Origin of the sequence: Halalkalibacterium halodurans (assembly GCF_005671335.1) — a bacterium.
Classification (GTDB): Bacteria; Bacillota; Bacilli; order Bacillales; family Bacillaceae_D; genus Halalkalibacterium; species Halalkalibacterium halodurans.
On the sequence record NZ_CP040441.1, the window covers coordinates 1,787,558 to 1,805,096 of the forward strand.

A 17,539-nucleotide genomic window follows, 5' to 3' on the forward strand; every position below is an offset into this window, starting at 1 on the left:
TCTGGAGGTGAGCGATTGTGATACGGAATGTAATCATTGGCCTATTAGCGGTAGCCGTCATCGCGACAGGTTACTGGGGCTTCCAGGAACAACAGCAAAGTCAAATTTTGACCGTGCAAGCCGAAAATAGCTATCAACGGGCGTTTCACGAATTAGCCTATCATATTGATCAAATTGAAGATCAACTAGGGGCGACGATTGCTATGAATACAAGAAGGCAGCTAACCCCTTCTCTGGCGGAAGTTTGGAGGCTGACGAGTCTTGCATCAGAGGAGATTGGCCAGCTTCCCTTAGGTATTGTCGATTTAAGCAAAACGGAAGAGTTTTTGCATCATTTGGGAACGTTTAGTTACAAAACATCGATCCGAGATCTTGATAAGGAACCGTTAACAGACGAAGAATACGAAAAGTTAGAGAAGTTACATGATTATTCGAAGACGATCAAAAATGATTTGCGGAAAACGCAAGCGATGACGTTGAAAAAAGATATGCGCTGGCTCGACTTAAATAAGGAGTTTCAAGCACAAGACGAACCATTAGATAACGCAATCGTCGATGGCTTTCGAACGATGGATGAGCATGTAAAAGGTGCAAGTGAAGTTGAGTGGGGACCAGGAATGGTCATTAGAAACGACCATGAAAAAAAATTAGAAAAACGACTTGAAAAAAGAAAGATAACAGAAGAGGAAGCAAAGGAAATTGCTTTATCATATGTTGATATGGAACAGGCAACGGATGTGATTGTTTCTGAAACAGGTGATGGCCTTGATATGTATAGTGTCATCATCGATGATCCTGAAAGGCAAGCCCATTACTATTTAGACATGACTCAACAAGGCGGACACCCAATTTGGTTTCTTCAGGAACGCCAGATTAACGAGCAAAATATGAGTTTGAATGAAGCCTCTAACAAAGCACAAGAGTTTTTAGAGGAGCACGACAAGGAAAATATGCAGCTCGTTGATAGCAAGCAGTATGATTCGATCGGTGTGTTTGAATTTGTCTATCTTGAAGATAACGTACGGGTTTATCCAGACAGGATTAAAGTCGAAGTCGCTTTAGATGAAGGCGATATTATCGGCTATGAGGCGATGTCCTATTTAGTGAATCATCATGATCGTGACCTTGAAGAGCCTGAGTTGACAGCAGATGAAGCGAGGGAGCGACTAAACCCGCGTTTAGAGGTGATGGAAGATCACATCGCACTCATTCAAAATGATCTCGGGGAAGAAGTGCTTTGTTATGAGTTTTTCGGGGTCATCAATGACGAAACGTATCGAATTTACATTAATGCGGAAGATGGAGAAGAAGAAAAAGTGGAAAAAATGCAGGAGGCCGAGCCTGTATATGATTTTGATTAGGAAGAAGGGGAGCTCTCCTTCTTCTTTTTTTTCGTCTACCGTGAGATAATAAGATTAAATCATCAAGTGCGAAAAGTTAGAGGGGGATTCTGCGGTGATAGCCATTGGTGATACAATCTATCTAGAGAAAACAGGTGAACAAGGGGAGAACGAAGAGGCTGAACGTTATTATTGTCGTCTGGTTGATCGACTGAATCAAGAAATGGTGATCGATGTTCCAATCCACGAACAGACGAAGAAACCTAGTCTTTTTCCAGAAGGAACTCCATTTCGTGCACATTTCTTAGGGAAGGATGGCGCGATGTATATATTTGAATCAACCATTAAGGAAAGAAGGCGAGAGACGATTCCAGTTCTCGTTTTTAATGATCCTGGGCCCGAAATCTATAAGCGAATTCAACGAAGGCAAGATGTGCGCGTTTCAGCAACTGTGGATTGTGCGATTCATCCAACTGAAAACACGGCGTTTACTCCATTTCGCGCGACAACGGTTGACATTAGTGGTGGCGGCTGTGCGATTGTCCTTCCAAACGGTCGAAGCCTTCCCGGAGATGGAGAGATAGACATTGTGCTAGCCTTACATTTACAATCGAGTGATATGTTTTTCGTAGAAGCACGCTGCAAGATCGTTCGTTTACATAAGCGACATGAGGAAGCGCTCAGCCGCGTGTCCCTTCAGTTTATTTCGATTGAAGAACGTCATAAAGAGAAAATTATTCGATTTTGCTTCGAGCGTCAACTGCAAGACAAGCAGTTGTTATTTGATTCATAAAAAGCTAAATCGTGTTTTCGCAGACGAGGATTAGACCATCCGCGAAGAATATGGTATGATATTGATTGAATAATTAGATAGATTATCCATTGAATTGTTGTCCTTAGACATTAGAGGTGTAGAATGAAGAAGATGAAAATTGCAATTGATGGCCCTGCAGGGGCAGGGAAAAGTACAGTTGCCAAACAAGTGGCACAGGCGTTGTCCTTCTTGTACATAGATACTGGGGCGATGTACCGAGCGTTAACGTATGCAGCGATTAAACATCATGTTTCGCCTGATGATGAAGCATCGTTAAAATCGCTACTTGATTCGATCGAGATTAAGCTCGTGGATGAACAAGCAAAAACGAGGGTATACGTAAATAATACAGACGTTACGGATCAAGTACGTACAGAAGAAGTAACAAAGACGGTTTCGCTCGTTTCCAGCCATGGACAGGTGCGAAAGGAAATGGTTAGACAGCAGCGTCTACTAGCAGAAGGTACAAATTGTGTGTTGGATGGAAGAGATATCGGTACCTACGTTTTACCGAATGCGGAACTGAAGTTTTTTCTAACAGCTACCGTAGAAGAGCGGGCAAGACGACGGTACGAAGAAAATATCCAAAAAGGGTTTAAGCAAAGCTTAGAGCAATTAATAAAAGACATTGCAAGACGAGATGAATTTGACTCAAATCGTTCCTTTGCCCCGCTTCGGAAGGCGGAAGACGCGATTGAAATCGATACGACGAGCCTTTCCATATCTGAAGTGACACAAACCATCATCGGCTATGTAAAGGAGCGAGTGTAGTCCATGTCCATTTATTCCATTGGCAGATGGATTTGTCGGTCATATTTTCGTCTCTTTTTCAAAGTTGAAGTCATTGGCGCAAGCCGCATTCCTGACGAAGGAGGATTACTCCTTTGTTGCAACCATTTTAGCAACTATGATCCGCCGTTTGTCGGCTCGTTTTTCCCACGTAAAGTTCGCTTTATGGCAAAGGAAGAGCTCTTTCGATTCAAACCGCTCCAGTCACTGATGATGGCGGTAGGCGCGTTTCCGGTTAGACGGGGAGCAGGCGACAAACAAGCGTTAAAAGTTGGGTTGAAGCTATTAAAAGAAGGCGAAACACTCGGGATCTTTCCCGAAGGCACTCGCAGCAAAGATGGACAAATTGGGAAAGGGCTATCTGGAGTTGGTTTCTTTGCCTTACGAAGCGATGCAACGGTAGTCCCTTGTGCGATCGTAGGTAAATATCGCTTTTTTCGAAAAGTCCGCTTTGTGATTGGGGACCCGGTCCCGATGGAAGAGCTGAAGGAGCGTAAAGCTTCCGCTGAAGAGGCCACTGAAGTCATTATGAAAGCCATTCGCAAGCTACATGAACAAAATCACATGAGTTAAATCTCTTTCGCATACGTGAAAGATGGTTATAAACAAAGTTAGATTTCCCTCGTTTTGTGGGTTGAAGGAGGCAAAAGTCAATGGTCGAAGAAATGAACAATGAAGTCACAGAGATGAAATCTTTTTCTGTTGGAGATGTTGTCAGCGGGAAAGTGACAAAAGTCGAAGATAAGCAAGCGTTCGTCGACGTAGGCTTTAAAGTGGATGGCATCATTCCAATTAGCGAGCTTTCCAGCTTGCATGTGGAGAAAGTAAGTGACGTTCTGTCTGAAGGGGACGAGCTTGAGCTAAAAGTATTAAAAGTGGAAGATGATGAGCTCATTTTGTCTAAGCGTGCTGTACAAGCAGAAAAAGCGTGGGAAACGCTTCAAGCTGCCCTTGATTCAGGAGAAGTAATCGAAGCTGAAGTGGCAGATGTCGTCAAAGGAGGTCTCGTCGTAGATCTAGGCGTCCGTGGCTTCATTCCAGCGTCTCTTGTCGAACGTCATTATGTTGAAGATTTCTCAGACTATAAAGGACGCACTCTTCGCCTTAAAGTGGTGGAGCTTGATAAAGAAGCGAATAAGCTTATTCTATCTCAGCGTGCCGTTCTTGACGAAGAAGTTGAAGCGAAGAAGAAAGAAGTGCTTGCATCCCTACAACCAGGTGATGTTGTTGAAGGAACGGTTCAGCGGTTAACAGACTTTGGAGCCTTTGTGGATGTTGGTGGTGTAGATGGACTTGTTCATATCTCTCAACTTGCCCACCATCGAGTGGAAACACCGGCAGAAGTTGTAAAAGAAGGGGATGCAGTAAAAGTAAAGGTTTTATCTGTAGATCCTGATAGCGAGCGCGTATCGTTATCGATTAAAGAGACATTGCCAGGTCCTTGGGAGCAAGTGGAAGGAACGATTCAGCCGGGTGATGTCATCGAAGGAACAGTTAAACGACTCGTATCCTTTGGAGCCTTTGTAGAAGTAGCTCCTGGAGTTGAGGGACTCGTTCATATTTCGCAAATTGCCAATCGCCACATCGGAACACCTGGAGAAGTACTATCAGAGGGCGAACGTGTACAAGCGAAAGTTCTAGATGTGAACATCTCTGAAAAACGGATTTCGCTCAGCATTCGTGAACTTTTAGACGATGCTGGAAGCAATCAAAGTGACCGTGAAGTTTATGAAAGCACGAATGAGGAATCCTCAGGTTTCTCACTCGGTGATATGATTGGTGACGAACTGAAAAAATACAAGTAAGGATCAGTGAATCGGTGGCGTTGAAACGGCCACCGATTTTTTGTGCAAAGGAGAAGGGAGCGATCACTTGCTGCAAGCAAGGTGTAAAGGATCACTCAAGAGTCGCCGCTGTTCTCACACTGATAGGATTTGCTCACGACTTTTTTCTTTCCTACTAGAGTGATTAACAACAACACTGCGTTGTTTAAAAATAGCGAAAACCGCCGATACTGGGACCGAGGTGGGTTAGATGAGCGGAGGCTATTTTTTTTGGTTTGCCTGGACTAGTTGGATTGTGATCACATTTTTTGTGCCAAAATCGAAAGTGCGTACAAAGCTTGCCGTCGTATTATTGCTTTTAATCATCATGAGTGGTATCCAGTTTACGATAGGGGGACAAGCAATTAATGCATCTGTTATTTTTTTGCAAATGATCGGTTACTTCCTCGTGCGAAGGTCGAAAGGCACTACTCTTTTGTACGTCTGCATGGGGACATGGGTGATTGCAGCAGCCTATGCAGGTTTTCATTTTATAGAAGTATTTGATCCGGTCGTTTTAATCGTTGATCGAATATGGCTTTTGGGCCCTATTATCGCAGTTCTCGTATTGTTGTTAGCTGTGGATCGAAGAAAACGTTTCTCGTTCGTAATCCTTGGTTTTACCCATGGAGAATGGCTTGTCACGTTTGGGTTTCGTCATTCATACCATCCTGTTGAACTCGGAAGCTTCGCAAGCCTTGATGTCTTCATGGTGAGCAGCTTCCTTATCGTATGCTGGAGTGCCCTTGAATGGTTGGCGACTTGGATTGCGTCTATAACCGATCGCAGAAAGCAAACTTCTTCCCATCCATCCGCATCTTAACCGCTTAATGAAGGGTCGACATTTACGAGAAGTTCTAGTAAAATGAATGAGCTAGTACGTGCTATTCGCGTGAAAACATGGTTGATTTGCGTTTTCACGTTCGTTTACATAGAAGAAGAAAGGTTGAAGCTCAATGTCGAAACCAGTAATCGCCATTGTAGGACGCCCGAATGTAGGGAAGTCTACAATTTTTAATCGGATCGTAGGAGAGCGTGTGGCCATTGTTGAAGACCGGCCCGGTGTGACACGCGACCGTATTTACAGTCATGGAGAATGGTTAAACCGAGAGTTTAATGTGATCGATACCGGTGGAATTGAAATCGGTGAAGAGCCGTTGCTCGTACAAATGCGAGCACAGGCGGAGCTAGCGATCAAAGAAGCGGATGTTATTATTTTTATTGTCAATGGACGTGAAGGTGTGACAGCGGCTGATCAGGAAGTGGCAAAGTTATTGTTTCGCTCAAAAAAACCTGTCGTCTTAGGAGTGAACAAAATCGATCACCCTGATATGCAGGAGGAGCTTTACGAATTTTATTCATTAGGAATCGGTGACCCAATCCCGATTTCTGGGGCTCATGGATTAGGGCTTGGTGATCTGCTTGATGCCTGTGTCGAGCACTTTCCAGAAGATGAGGGAGACGATTATGATGAAGATACTATTCGTATTTCATTGATCGGACGCCCAAATGTAGGGAAGTCTTCCTTAGTGAATGCAATGCTCGGAGAAGAGAGGGTAATCGTCTCCAACATTCCAGGAACGACGCGGGATGCGATTGATACTCCATTTAGCAGAGACGATCAGGAGTATGTATTGATTGATACAGCTGGGATGAGAAAAAGAGGAAAAGTATATGAAAGCACTGAAAAGTACAGTGTCCTTCGTTCCCTTAAGGCAATTGAACGTTCCGATGTGGTGCTTGTTGTGCTTAATGGGGAAGAAGGCATCATTGAGCAAGATAAAAAAATTGCCGGCTATGCTCATGAAGCGGGACGAGCGATCATTATCGTTGTAAACAAATGGGATGCGGTTGAAAAAGACGATAAAACCTTGCACCGTTTTCAACAAAAAATTCGGGATGAATTTCAATTTTTGGATTATGCACCTGTTTTGTTTGTATCAGCTAAAACGAAGCAACGGCTACAACATGTATTGCCGGCGGTTAAAAAAGTCTCGGAGAACCACAATTTGCGCGTCCCAACCCACGTGTTGAATGACCTGGTCATGGATGCAGTGGCCATGAATCCGACGCCAACCGATCATGGAAAGCGTCTGAAGATAAACTATGTCACACAGGTCGCTGTCGGTCCTCCGACGTTCGTTTTCTTTGTGAACGATCCTGAACTGATGCATTTCTCGTATGCGCGATTTTTAGAAAATCGCCTTCGTGACACGTTTGAGTTTGAAGGAACACCAATTAAAATTATCGCGCGAAAGAAAAATGATTAATCTCGTAATGGATCCTTGGGGGGAGAGAGATGGAATTAGGCTGGCTGCTTGTCATCGGGAGCTATTTGCTTGGGTCAGTAAGTTTTAGTTACATTATTGCGAAGAAAATTAAAAAAGTGGATATTCGTCAACATGGAAGCGGGAATGCTGGAGCGACAAACACTCTACGCGTGTTAGGGGTTGGCCCGGCGGTAACCGTCCTGTTGCTTGACATTTTAAAAGGGGTCATTGCTGTTGTTGTCACCGTTCAGCTCACACCTGATGGAGATGGCTGGTTTGCAGCGGCTGCTGGTATTGCAGCCATTATCGGACATAACTGGCCGATCTATTACGGTTTTCGCGGAGGAAAAGGCGTAGCAACAACGATTGGCGTGTTAGCTAGTCTTGTGCCACTTGCAGCAGTTCTTGCCGGGGTCATTGCCATCGGATCGATTGTATGGACTCGGTACGTGTCTCTTGGATCGCTCCTTTTCGTTACACTTACGGCTCTTCTGGTAGCCGTCCTTTCACAATGGTTTGGGTACCCAGTTGCTTATATCTATTTAACGATCATTGTAGCCATCCTTTCCATGTGGCGACATAGGAGCAATATTCAACGTTTGCTAAGTGGGACGGAGAATAAGCTTGGTCGTAAAAAGGAAACAACGTAGATAGAAAAGATCAATTAGGCCAGTGGCGAGAGGAGAGTGGATTCATAGTGAAAAACGTAGCTGTCATTGGAGCTGGGAGCTGGGGAACCGCCCTTTCCCTTGTATTGGCGGACAATGGACATCATGTAACCCTTGTGGCAAGGAGAGAGGAAATCGCACAAGAAATCAACGAACGTCATACAAATGAGACGTATTTGCCTTCCATTGAGATCCCGAGTTCGATCGTCGCCACCTGCTCAATGGAGGAGATCATTGACGTTGAGATTATCGTTCTCGTCGTGCCGACAAAAGCGATCCGTCAAGCGGTTCGTTCATTGAATGATGTGTTGAAGCAGCCAGTGACAATCGTACATGCAAGCAAAGGGATTGAACCTGGCTCTCATTTACGAATTTCTGAGATGATCGAAGAAGAATTAGAGCCAACATTGTTAAAAGAGGTGGTCGTGTTGTCAGGGCCCTCTCATGCGGAGGAAGTGAGCTTACGACAGCCGACGACAGTGACCGTTTCATCAAAGTCTCTTTCCACGACAAAACAAATTCAAGATTTGTTTATGAATCAACAGTTTCGCGTCTATACGAATGAGGATCTGATCGGAGTGGAGATCGGCGGAGCATTAAAAAATATTATCGCTCTCGCTTGTGGTTTAACGAATGGTCTTGGGTATGGTGATAATACAAAAGCCGCGATTATGACAAGAGGACTTGCGGAAATCGGACGGCTTGGAGTGAAGTTAGGGGCAAGCCCGCTCACATTTGCAGGATTATCAGGTTTAGGTGATTTGATCGTGACCTGCACGAGCATACATAGTCGAAATTGGCGCGCTGGACAAATGCTAGGAAAAGGAAAATCTCCAGCTGAAGTAGAAGAAAGTATGGGCATGGTCGTCGAAGGAATTCGGACGACGCAAGCTGCCCATGAATTAGCGCAAAAGCTCCAAATCGAAATGCCGATCACCTCAGCTCTCTATTCTGTTCTTTTTGAAGGGAAGAAGCCAGAGCACGCAGCAGATGAATTAATGGGACGGGTGAAGAAACATGAAATGGAAAATCTTCACGATGTCGTAAGTGATCAGAAGAACGATTGAACCCTATAAGAAAAGAGCCTCCTAGTCGCGTATTTTTGCACGAACTACCATTTGTTGCATACGATATGTTGACACCAAGATGAAGGAGGCTCCTTTATGTCCCAGAACGAACGTTCTTTTTTTGATCACCTCAAAAATAAGACGAACGTTAATCCTGCCGATTTGTTCAAGCTAGCAGATTCGGTTAGTCAAGCAAATCTTCGAGATGAGAAGACGGTTCGTCAATTGATTGCACAAGTGTCACGTTTAGCGAACGTGCCTGTACCGAAAGAAAAGGAAGATCAAATAGTTAAAGCGATTTTAAATAATGATGTTCCAACCGACTTAGCGTCCCTCACGAAAATGTTCAACAACACGAAAAAATAAGGGCGGCTTGTTAGGCAAATACGGAAGGCAAAAGCGTCATGATTGCATATAGTGTAGTGAACAGACACTAACATAGGGTTTGTGCTACAAGAAGGGTTTAGTCATGATGGAGAAGTGTGCCCCGCTTCTCCACAATTTTTTTCTCTTGAGACAAATTTCAAAGCAATCATGTTTCTACTATTACCATTTTCGCTTCGATCTATGAAGCTGCTTGTGCTATACTACATAACGTAAATAGAAAATGATCCTCTGCTTGTTTCATAAAAATGGACAAGCACGTTGCATGAAAAGGAGTTGTCCGCTATGTCTGATGCGATGATGAATATGTGGATTTCATTCATAGGGCTTTTTTTAATGTTCGTCTCGGTTGTGACCGCTATTGTAAGCCGAGAAAAATTAAGTGGGTTTTTGCAAAAGGTCGTACTCGTTTTTTCTTTTCTCTGTTTAGTCGTATCCGGTTTGATTGTGTTTTACATTGTCATTGGGGGTCCAACATCGACCCACGGGTCGTAACCACTGCACCGATGATTATTACGAGTGAAAAGGTTGATTCATGATGAAAAAGAAGCTGATCACGTTCTTGTGTGCGCTTACGGTATTTCTTCTAGCAGGTTGCCTTTACCCAGATGATAAGCGGGCCGAAAACCAAGTTCCTTACGCAGATCAACTTGTTTCCGTTCAACAGGCAGTCGATCAATTTTATTCGGATACAGGAGTCTTACCCATTCAAACCCGTGATCAAAGCGTGATCGTCTATCAGCGGTACCCAGTCGATTTCCGACAGCTTGTGCCCCGTTATATGCAGCAACCACCAGGAAACTCATTTGAGAGTGGTGGGATCTATCAGTATGTCCTATTTAATGTTGAAGAAGAGCCAGAAGTGAAATTGATCGACCTTCGTTCACAACGCGAAATGAACCAAGTACAACGGAAGCTCAATGATTACATGCGTCGTCACACCTATGCCCCGGTAAAGGACATATTAGATGTTGGTTTGTTTAGTCTTGACTATGAGAAGTTGGGCTATAACGAAGAACCCCTTGTTCCAAGCCCTTACAGTGATACCTATTTGCCGCTCATTTTCACAAATACGGGCGAGGTTATGATTGACTACCGGCTCGAGCTTAATCGCGTATTGCAGCAAAACGAAGGAAATGTGGAGTATAGGCCAGGTGAGGATATTCGTGATCTCCTTTTGGAAGATAGCCCGTTTGTCCCGGCATATTCCATTCCATATACGATTGACTCCAAAGGAGAACCCATTTACGATATGAGCCTTCCAAATCAATATGAGTTAGGAGAGTCCGAGTAATCGGTCTCTTTTTTTGTCTTTTAAGAACGCTTCCCTTCTATGAATGGATAGAAAAAACGATTGTTTCTGTCTCTAGGACGCGGCATTTAAGCGACGTTTTTTAAGCAGAGAGATAGAAAAGACGAGGAGCCGGCACCTATCTATACGGCTTTTTCGCTACAAACGAGACGGGAAGAATAGCATCAACCGTTTCGTTTAACGACAAGCTACGTTTTTCTAATCATAAAGTGTTCAGGTCACTCATATAGTTGACAAGAGGAAGGGGCATTCTTTTAATCGAGATGTTCATCTATGAACACAATAAAAGGAACAACCCCTTCTCGGTGGCGCGTGTCTTCGCGTTCAGATTCGTCGAAAAAAAGAATGCTTTCTTCCCGTTGAACATATCAGGTTAGGCATAATCAGTGGACAACATCATACATATGATAGTGTCCTAGAAACGGGGAACGACGAATCGCAATTTTTAATCGGGAGGGGATCTCTTGGAAAAGATCGACATTTTCAAAGACATCGCTGAACGTACAGGCGGGGACATCTATCTCGGTGTCGTGGGGGCTGTACGTACGGGGAAATCTACTTTTATCAAAAAATTCATGGAACTTGTCGTTTTGCCAAACATTGAAAACGAAGCGGATAAAGCGCGTGCCCAAGACGAACTACCGCAAAGTGCCGCTGGGAAAACGATCATGACAACAGAACCGAAATTTGTTCCGAATCAAGCTGTCTCGATCCATGTCGACGAAGGTTTGGATGTTAATGTACGATTGGTGGATTGTGTTGGTTATGCTGTTCCTGGAGCAAAAGGCTATGAAGATGAAAATGGTCCACGGATGATTAATACCCCTTGGTATGAAGAGCCAATTCCGTTCCAAGAAGCGGCGGAAATTGGTACGAGAAAAGTCATTCAAGAGCATTCAACACTTGGGGTAGTCATTACAACAGACGGATCGATTGGTGAAATTCCGCGTTATGATTACATTGAGTCAGAAACGAGAGTCATTGAAGAATTAAAAGAAGTAGGTAAACCATTCATTATTGTCATCAACAGTGTAAGACCTCATCATCCAGAAACCGAACAGCTCCGCAGGGACTTACAGGAAGAGCATGACATTCCTGTGTTGGCGATGAGCATTGAAAGCATGGGGGAGCAGGACATTAACAATGTTCTCCGCGAAGTGCTGTTCGAATTTCCAGTTCATGAAGTGAATGTGAATTTGCCGAGCTGGGTGATGGTATTAAAAGAAGAGCATTGGCTCAGGCAAAACTATGAGCAGTCCGTCCGTGATACTGTGCAAGATATTAAACGGCTCCGCGATGTGGACCGGGTCGTCGGTCACTTTGCTGAGTATGAGTTTATCGATGATGCCCGTTTAGCCGGAATTGAAATGGGCCAAGGGATTGCGGAAATTGACCTCTATGCACCAGATGATTTGTACGACCAAATCTTAAAAGAAGTGGTGGGCGTAGAAATTCGTGGAAAAGATCACTTGCTCCATTTGATGCAGGAATTCGCCCATGCAAAATCTGAATACGATCAAGTAGCTGATGCCCTTCGGATGGTGAAGCAGACTGGTTACGGCATTGCAGCTCCAGCTTTATCCGATATGAGTCTCGATGAGCCAGAAATCATTCGCCAAGGCTCTCGGTTCGGGGTACGTCTAAAAGCTGTTGCTCCGTCCATTCATATGATTAAGGTCGATGTGGAGTCTGAATTTGCCCCGATCATCGGCACGGAGAAGCAAAGCGAAGAGCTCGTTCGCTATTTGATGCAAGATTTTGAGGAAAATCCACTTTCTATTTGGAATTCAGATATCTTTGGCCGATCGTTGAACTCGATTGTTCGCGAAGGAATCTCTGCAAAACTTTCACTCATGCCAGAAAATGCACGCTACAAGTTGAAAGAAACGTTAGAGAGAATCATCAATGAAGGTTCTGGAGGTTTAATTGCCATCATCCTCTAAACGAAAGAGCTCCCTGCGCAAGGGGGTTCTTTTGCTTTTCCTCGTCTAATTGTGCTAAAATTTGATGGTACTTACCGATCAGAAAATCAGCTATGGACTCATACCGTCAGTTGATGTGGAAATAGAATGGAGGAACTTCTTTGAGCAAGGTAGACCATGAAAAAATTCAACAAGCCGTCGTGATGATCTTAGAAGCGATTGGAGAAGATCCAGCTCGTGAAGGGTTGGAAGATACGCCGAAACGAGTAGCAAAAATGTACGAAGAAGTGTTTGCAGGGTTGAACCAAGATCCTAAAGAACACTTTGCGACAATCTTCGGAGAGGATCATGAAGAGCTCGTGTTAGTGAAAGACATTCCGTTCTTCTCCATGTGTGAACACCATCTCGTTCCATTTTTCGGGAAGGCTCACGTTGGCTATATCCCAAAAGGTGGAAAAGTGACAGGGTTAAGCAAATTGGCAAGGGCGGTAGAAGCCGTTGCGAGACGTCCTCAACTTCAAGAGCGGATTACATCGACCGTTGCAGATGCGCTTGTGGAAACGCTCGAGCCTCACGGTGTGATTGTCGTTGTTGAAGCGGAGCATATGTGCATGACGATGCGTGGGGTTAAAAAGCCCGGTGCGACCACAGTGACTTCGGCGGTGCGAGGAACGTTTGCTAACGATGCAGCAGCACGGGCAGAAGTACTTTCGTTAATTAAAGGCTAGGAGGAGGTTTATGAACGTGGGGGATAACTCAAACTTTTTTGTCATAAAAGCAAAGGAAAACGGTGTGAACGTTTTTGGGATGACACGTGGGACGGATACACGCTTTCACCACTCAGAAAAGCTGGATAAAGGTGAAGTCATGATCGCACAATTTACCGAACACACGTCAGCGGTAAAAATTAGAGGAAAGGCGATCATTCAAACAAGCTATGGTACGCTAGATACGGAGAAAGATGAATAAAAGCAGGAGCTGTCCTGCTTTTCTTTTTTGTGCATTTGAGAGGGATCAATCCACTAGCTTATATGCGTGATACAAACGTGGAAGCGCTACCTGATGCATGACAAATTTTGGATTCGAATGAATCATCCTTACAGCCGCCTAATGGAAAGGGTGAATCGAGGTTTATCGAGACAGAGGAAATGTGCTATAATACTGGAAGAATTATTTTTTTAGCATAAAAAATTGACATCAAGGAAGGATGCAAGGGTCTGATCGGTCCTTGCATGGAAGATGGGGGACGCTTAAATGGTACGGATGAATCACCTGAATGACAAAGTGAACGAGATAAAAGATAACTTTTATGGGCTCATTGGCCATGCCTATCTTGAAAAGTACATAACGAAACCGATTGTGGATGAGGACAAGCTCCGCTTTTTATATACGATGCTAGCGGAAAAATTGCCGAAAAAAGATACAAAACTATTTACGCTGTCCGCGCTGCTTGTGGATGCGGCCCTCGAAATCCATGAAGCAGTCTCCCTTCATAACATTCAAACCGACCCAATCAAAAAAAATCGTCAGTTAAATGTGTTAGCTGGTGACTACTATAGTAGTCTCTACTATTACTTGTTAGCAGATAGTCGTCACTTGCCGATCATTCAAGTTTTTAGCCATTCAATTCAAGAAATCAATGAGTATAAAATGAAGCTCTATGATGGGAAAAACATTGACTTTGACGAAGTAAAAAACAATGTTGACAAGGTTGATACATTTTTATTGCAAAACTTAGCAGAGCACTTTCAACTCACGACATGGAAAAAAGCAATTTCAGTGTTCTTCCATCTTAAACGTTTAGTACATGAGCGAGAAGCATGGGTCAATGGGAAGGCGACACCGCTTATGAAAGCGATTGTGACCGAACTGTTCGGTTCAAATCGACCAGTGGATGAGTTGAAAAAGGACGATCAGCTTCAAGTACTGGAGTTTTGGGAAGAAAAGGTGGAAGAAGGGAAGGATCATCTCCTTGAGCATGTAAAAGCTCTTCTTCCAAAGTTTGAGCGATTTTTCGTTGATCACTTGAACGATCTGTTCGGACCTGATTACATTCATGAAAAAGTAGCGGAAGAAGGGTAGGACATGACAGAAACGAAAGAAGAGCGAGTGCACCAAGTATTCGAAAAAATATATAAGCGTTATGATGTAATGAATTCTGTCATCAGTTTTCAGCGACACAAAGCATGGCGCAAAGACACGATGAAACGAATGAATGTGCAAGAAGGGCAGTCAGCCTTAGATGTTTGTTGTGGAACCGCTGATTGGGCGATCGCCCTCGGGAAGGCGGTTGGACCTACAGGCCATGTGGAAGGATTAGATTTTAGCGAAAATATGCTGAGCATCGGTAAGAAAAAAATTGCGGATGAAAGGCTAGACCATGTTTTTCTTCGCCATGGAAATGCAATGGAGCTTCCGTATGCTGATGATACGTTTGACTTTGTCACGATCGGGTTCGGGTTGCGGAACGTTCCCGATTATATGCAAGTGTTAAGAGAAATGACGCGCGTGACAAAGCCCGGGGGCAAGGTAGTCTGCTTGGAAACCTCTCAGCCAACCATTCCCGTATTTAAGCAATTATACTTTTTTTATTTCCGGCACGTCATGCCGCTCTTTGGAAAAATGTTCGCTAAAAGCTATGACGAATATTCGTGGTTACAAGAGTCAACTTTGTCTTTCCCAGGTCGTGACCGATTAGCCCAGATGTTTAAAGAAGTTGGCCTTACGGACGTGCAGGTAAAACCTTATTCAGGTGGTGCTGCAGCGATGCATCTTGGTGTGAAGGAAAGCTTTGACGAAGAATCGAGGAACGTAACGTGTTAAATAAAATAAAGATTATACTAGAAATGATCAAGTTCGAGCACACGGTTTTCGCATTGCCGTTTGCTTATTTTGGGATGATCTTAGGCTCACATGTTGTCCTAGGGCATTGGCCTTCCCTTACAACCTGGATTTGGATCACGTTAGCAATGGTAGGTGCTAGAAGTGCGGCAATGTCCTTAAATCGGGTGATCGATTGGAAAATCGATAAAGGGAATCCGCGAACCGCTGGACGAGCCATTCCGGCAGGTCTCGTCTCCCGTGTGGAAGTAAGTATCTTTATTATCGTTTCATTTGTTCTTTTGTTTGTTGCGGCATTCCAGCTAAACATACTGGCTGTTTATCTATTGCCGGTCGCTGTCTTTTTTCTTGTAATCTACTCGTACACGAAGCGATTTACGTGGGCATGTCATTTAATTCTTGGCATGACGATCGGGATTGCCCCACTCGGCGGTTGGGTTGGGGCAACAGGTACATTGTCATGGGATGCATTATTCCTTTTTATCGCCGTCGCTCTTTGGACCGCTGGATTCGATGTTATTTACGCTACTCAGGATGCCGAGTATGATCGTGAGCACGGATTAAACAGCATTCCGAGTCGATTTGGAATTAAGCGAGCTTTGCTAATGGCAAAAGGATTTCATATCATAAGCTTTTCCGCATTTTTAACACTGTTTTTCATAACAGAGCTCGGATGGCTCTACTTTATCGGTGTGTTGATTGCTGGTGGGATTATGGTGTATGAGCACTCGCTTGTAAAAGCAGATGATCTATCAAAAGTAGATGTGGCCTTTTTTACGATGAACGGAATCTTAAGCATGGTCTTATTTGTTTTTACGTTAGGAGATATGTTTATATGACAGTGTATAAAGGCATTTATACCGTCGGGATAACAGGAGCAAGCGGAGCGCAATATGGAATACGTCTCGTACAAGAGATGAAAAAAAAGGGATATAAGGTCCACTTAGTGATCACAGAAGCCGGCTGGCAAGTTTTCCGAGAAGAACTGCTCATCCAAACAGACGATCGAAAAAAGGTGATTGATGAGCTGTTTGCGGCTGGCGATGGTGAAGTAAGCTTCCACCAGTTGGATGATTATACTGCGCCGATCGCAAGCGGTTCCTATCAAAATACGGGGATGATTATAATTCCGTGCTCGATGGGAACCCTATCCGGCATTGCGCAAGGAGCGTCAGGGAACTTATTAGAGCGAACAGCCGACGTCATGTTGAAAGAGAAACGCCGCCTCGTCATCGTTCCAAGGGAAACGCCGTTAAATCAAATTCATTTGGAAAATATGCTGAAGCTATCGAAAATGGGGGTAACAATTTTACCTGCCATGCCAGGGTTTTATCAGCTACCAAAAACAATGGATGACCTGATTGATTTCGTTGTTGGTAAAGCACTTGACCAGCTCGGGATTGAACACGAGCTGTTTACGAGATGGGGTGAAGAACGTGACAATCACAGTCGGTGAAATAAAGTATACGAATGCTTTCCCCTTTTTTTACTATGTAGATCGAAATAAATTACTTGAAAAGGATTGCCATTTTCTCATTCAAACGCCAGCGACTTTAAACCGTGAAATGAAAGCTGGTCGAATTCAAGTGGGTCCTATCTCTTCATTTGCCTATGCGGAAAATGTAGATGAGTTCGTGTTGATGCCAAATTTATCGGTCTCGGCAAACGGGCCTGTCGGTTCCATTTTCCTCTATACGAAACGTCCATTAGAGGAGTTAGAAGGAAGTCGTATTGCATTAACAACAACTTCTGCCACTTCCGTTCACTTACTAAAAATTTTGCTCAAACAATATGTCGAGGTCAACGTGACATATGACGAAATGGACCCTTCCTTTGATGAGATGATGCAAGACCATGATGGCTGTCTTCTTATTGGTGATGAAGCGATCGTCACCTCTTGGCGGGAAGAGGTTGAGACATACCGTTATGATCTTGGCGAATTGTGGAAAGAATATACAGGTACTTCAATGACCTTTGCCGTGTTTGCCGTTCGCAAAGATGCAATTGCTCGGCAGCGAGCGATTCTAGAAGAACTTTACACTGCGTTTGTTTTAAGTAAAGAGAAAAATCGCAAGGAGCAGTATGCTTCAATGATTAGACACATCCAAAAAGGAATGGGTGGAACGACGGCTTTTTGGAACCACTATTTTTCGAATCTTGTATATGATTTTCATACGCAGCAGCAAAAAGGTCTGCTTCTCTTTTACGAGAAAGCATACGAAGAAGGTTTTTTACCTAAGCCGATCGAATCAATAAAAATCTGGGGTGACGTACGCACACACCACTCCAGCTTGATGTAAGGTGGCCGT

At 44.0% G+C, this 17,539-nt stretch carries 20 protein-coding genes; all 20 read left to right on the forward strand.

The window, feature by feature from the left end:
- Positions 1–17: 17 nt before the first annotated feature.
- The 20 genes from ypeB to FED51_RS08925 all read left to right on the forward strand — a co-directional run bounded on the left by ypeB (position 18) and on the right by FED51_RS08925 (position 17,530).
- Complete coding sequence (gene ypeB, locus FED51_RS08830) at positions 18–1,361, forward strand: germination protein YpeB (RefSeq protein WP_053431369.1); 1,344 nt, start codon at positions 18–20, stop codon at positions 1,359–1,361.
- Between the two features lie 94 nt (positions 1,362–1,455).
- The gene (locus FED51_RS08835; protein ID WP_010897796.1) at positions 1,456–2,133 is read left to right on the forward strand and encodes a flagellar brake protein; all 678 of its coding nucleotides are present in this window, start codon (positions 1,456–1,458) and stop codon (positions 2,131–2,133) included.
- Positions 2,134–2,256: 123 nt separating this feature from the next.
- Positions 2,257–2,925, forward strand: coding sequence for a (d)CMP kinase (gene cmk / locus FED51_RS08840; protein WP_138090392.1), 669 nt, complete (start codon positions 2,257–2,259; stop codon positions 2,923–2,925).
- A gap of 3 nt (positions 2,926–2,928) precedes the next feature.
- Positions 2,929–3,516: a lysophospholipid acyltransferase family protein gene (locus tag FED51_RS08845; protein WP_134228656.1), complete on the forward strand. Its 588-nt coding sequence runs from the start codon at positions 2,929–2,931 to the stop codon at positions 3,514–3,516.
- Between the two features lie 80 nt (positions 3,517–3,596).
- The gene (gene rpsA / locus FED51_RS08850) at positions 3,597–4,748 is read left to right on the forward strand and encodes a 30S ribosomal protein S1 (protein ID WP_010897799.1); all 1,152 of its coding nucleotides are present in this window, start codon (positions 3,597–3,599) and stop codon (positions 4,746–4,748) included.
- A gap of 229 nt (positions 4,749–4,977) precedes the next feature.
- A complete protein-coding gene (locus tag FED51_RS08855) occupies positions 4,978–5,589 on the forward strand; it encodes a YphA family membrane protein (RefSeq protein ID WP_053431365.1) in 612 nt (203 codons plus the stop codon).
- A gap of 133 nt (positions 5,590–5,722) precedes the next feature.
- Entirely contained in the window at positions 5,723–7,036 is a 1,314-nt protein-coding gene (der, locus tag FED51_RS08860) for a ribosome biogenesis GTPase Der (RefSeq protein ID WP_053431364.1), read from the forward strand.
- Between the two features lie 29 nt (positions 7,037–7,065).
- Positions 7,066–7,686, forward strand: coding sequence for a glycerol-3-phosphate 1-O-acyltransferase PlsY (gene plsY, locus FED51_RS08865; protein ID WP_010897802.1), 621 nt, complete (start codon positions 7,066–7,068; stop codon positions 7,684–7,686).
- Between the two features lie 47 nt (positions 7,687–7,733).
- Positions 7,734–8,771, forward strand: coding sequence for an NAD(P)H-dependent glycerol-3-phosphate dehydrogenase (locus tag FED51_RS08870; RefSeq protein WP_053431363.1), 1,038 nt, complete (start codon positions 7,734–7,736; stop codon positions 8,769–8,771).
- A gap of 96 nt (positions 8,772–8,867) precedes the next feature.
- Entirely contained in the window at positions 8,868–9,137 is a 270-nt protein-coding gene (locus FED51_RS08875) for a stage VI sporulation protein F (protein WP_010897804.1), read from the forward strand.
- Between the two features lie 303 nt (positions 9,138–9,440).
- A complete protein-coding gene (locus FED51_RS08880) occupies positions 9,441–9,650 on the forward strand; it encodes a DUF2768 domain-containing protein (RefSeq protein ID WP_010897805.1) in 210 nt (69 codons plus the stop codon).
- Between the two features lie 43 nt (positions 9,651–9,693).
- Positions 9,694–10,449: a hypothetical protein gene (locus tag FED51_RS08885; RefSeq protein ID WP_053431362.1), complete on the forward strand. Its 756-nt coding sequence runs from the start codon at positions 9,694–9,696 to the stop codon at positions 10,447–10,449.
- A 482-nt stretch (positions 10,450–10,931) separates the two neighbouring features.
- Positions 10,932–12,410: a stage IV sporulation protein A gene (gene spoIVA, locus FED51_RS08890; RefSeq protein WP_010897807.1), complete on the forward strand. Its 1,479-nt coding sequence runs from the start codon at positions 10,932–10,934 to the stop codon at positions 12,408–12,410.
- Between the two features lie 140 nt (positions 12,411–12,550).
- On the forward strand, positions 12,551–13,117 hold the full coding sequence (gene folE, locus FED51_RS08895) for a GTP cyclohydrolase I FolE (protein WP_053431361.1): 567 nt from the start codon (positions 12,551–12,553) through the stop codon (positions 13,115–13,117).
- Between the two features lie 10 nt (positions 13,118–13,127).
- Positions 13,128–13,358, forward strand: a complete 231-nt coding sequence (gene mtrB, locus FED51_RS08900) for a trp RNA-binding attenuation protein MtrB (protein WP_010897809.1) — start codon at positions 13,128–13,130, stop codon at positions 13,356–13,358.
- Positions 13,359–13,643: 285 nt separating this feature from the next.
- Complete coding sequence (locus FED51_RS08905; protein WP_233443888.1) at positions 13,644–14,471, forward strand: heptaprenyl diphosphate synthase component 1; 828 nt, start codon at positions 13,644–13,646, stop codon at positions 14,469–14,471.
- Positions 14,472–14,474: 3 nt separating this feature from the next.
- Positions 14,475–15,212 (forward strand): demethylmenaquinone methyltransferase, encoded by a 738-nt coding sequence (gene menG, locus FED51_RS08910; protein WP_053431360.1) that lies wholly within the window; start codon positions 14,475–14,477, stop codon positions 15,210–15,212.
- Positions 15,206–16,069 carry a UbiA-like polyprenyltransferase gene (locus FED51_RS08915; protein ID WP_134228664.1) on the forward strand — a complete coding sequence of 288 codons (864 nt, stop codon included), beginning with the start codon at positions 15,206–15,208 and terminating at the stop codon, positions 16,067–16,069. Before menG ends, FED51_RS08915 begins: the two co-directional genes overlap by 7 nt.
- The gene (locus FED51_RS08920; protein ID WP_083445552.1) at positions 16,066–16,686 is read left to right on the forward strand and encodes a UbiX family flavin prenyltransferase; all 621 of its coding nucleotides are present in this window, start codon (positions 16,066–16,068) and stop codon (positions 16,684–16,686) included. Before FED51_RS08915 ends, FED51_RS08920 begins: the two co-directional genes overlap by 4 nt.
- Entirely contained in the window at positions 16,667–17,530 is an 864-nt protein-coding gene (locus tag FED51_RS08925) for a menaquinone biosynthetic enzyme MqnA/MqnD family protein (protein ID WP_053431359.1), read from the forward strand. Before FED51_RS08920 ends, FED51_RS08925 begins: the two co-directional genes overlap by 20 nt.
- Positions 17,531–17,539 lie beyond the last annotated feature (9 nt).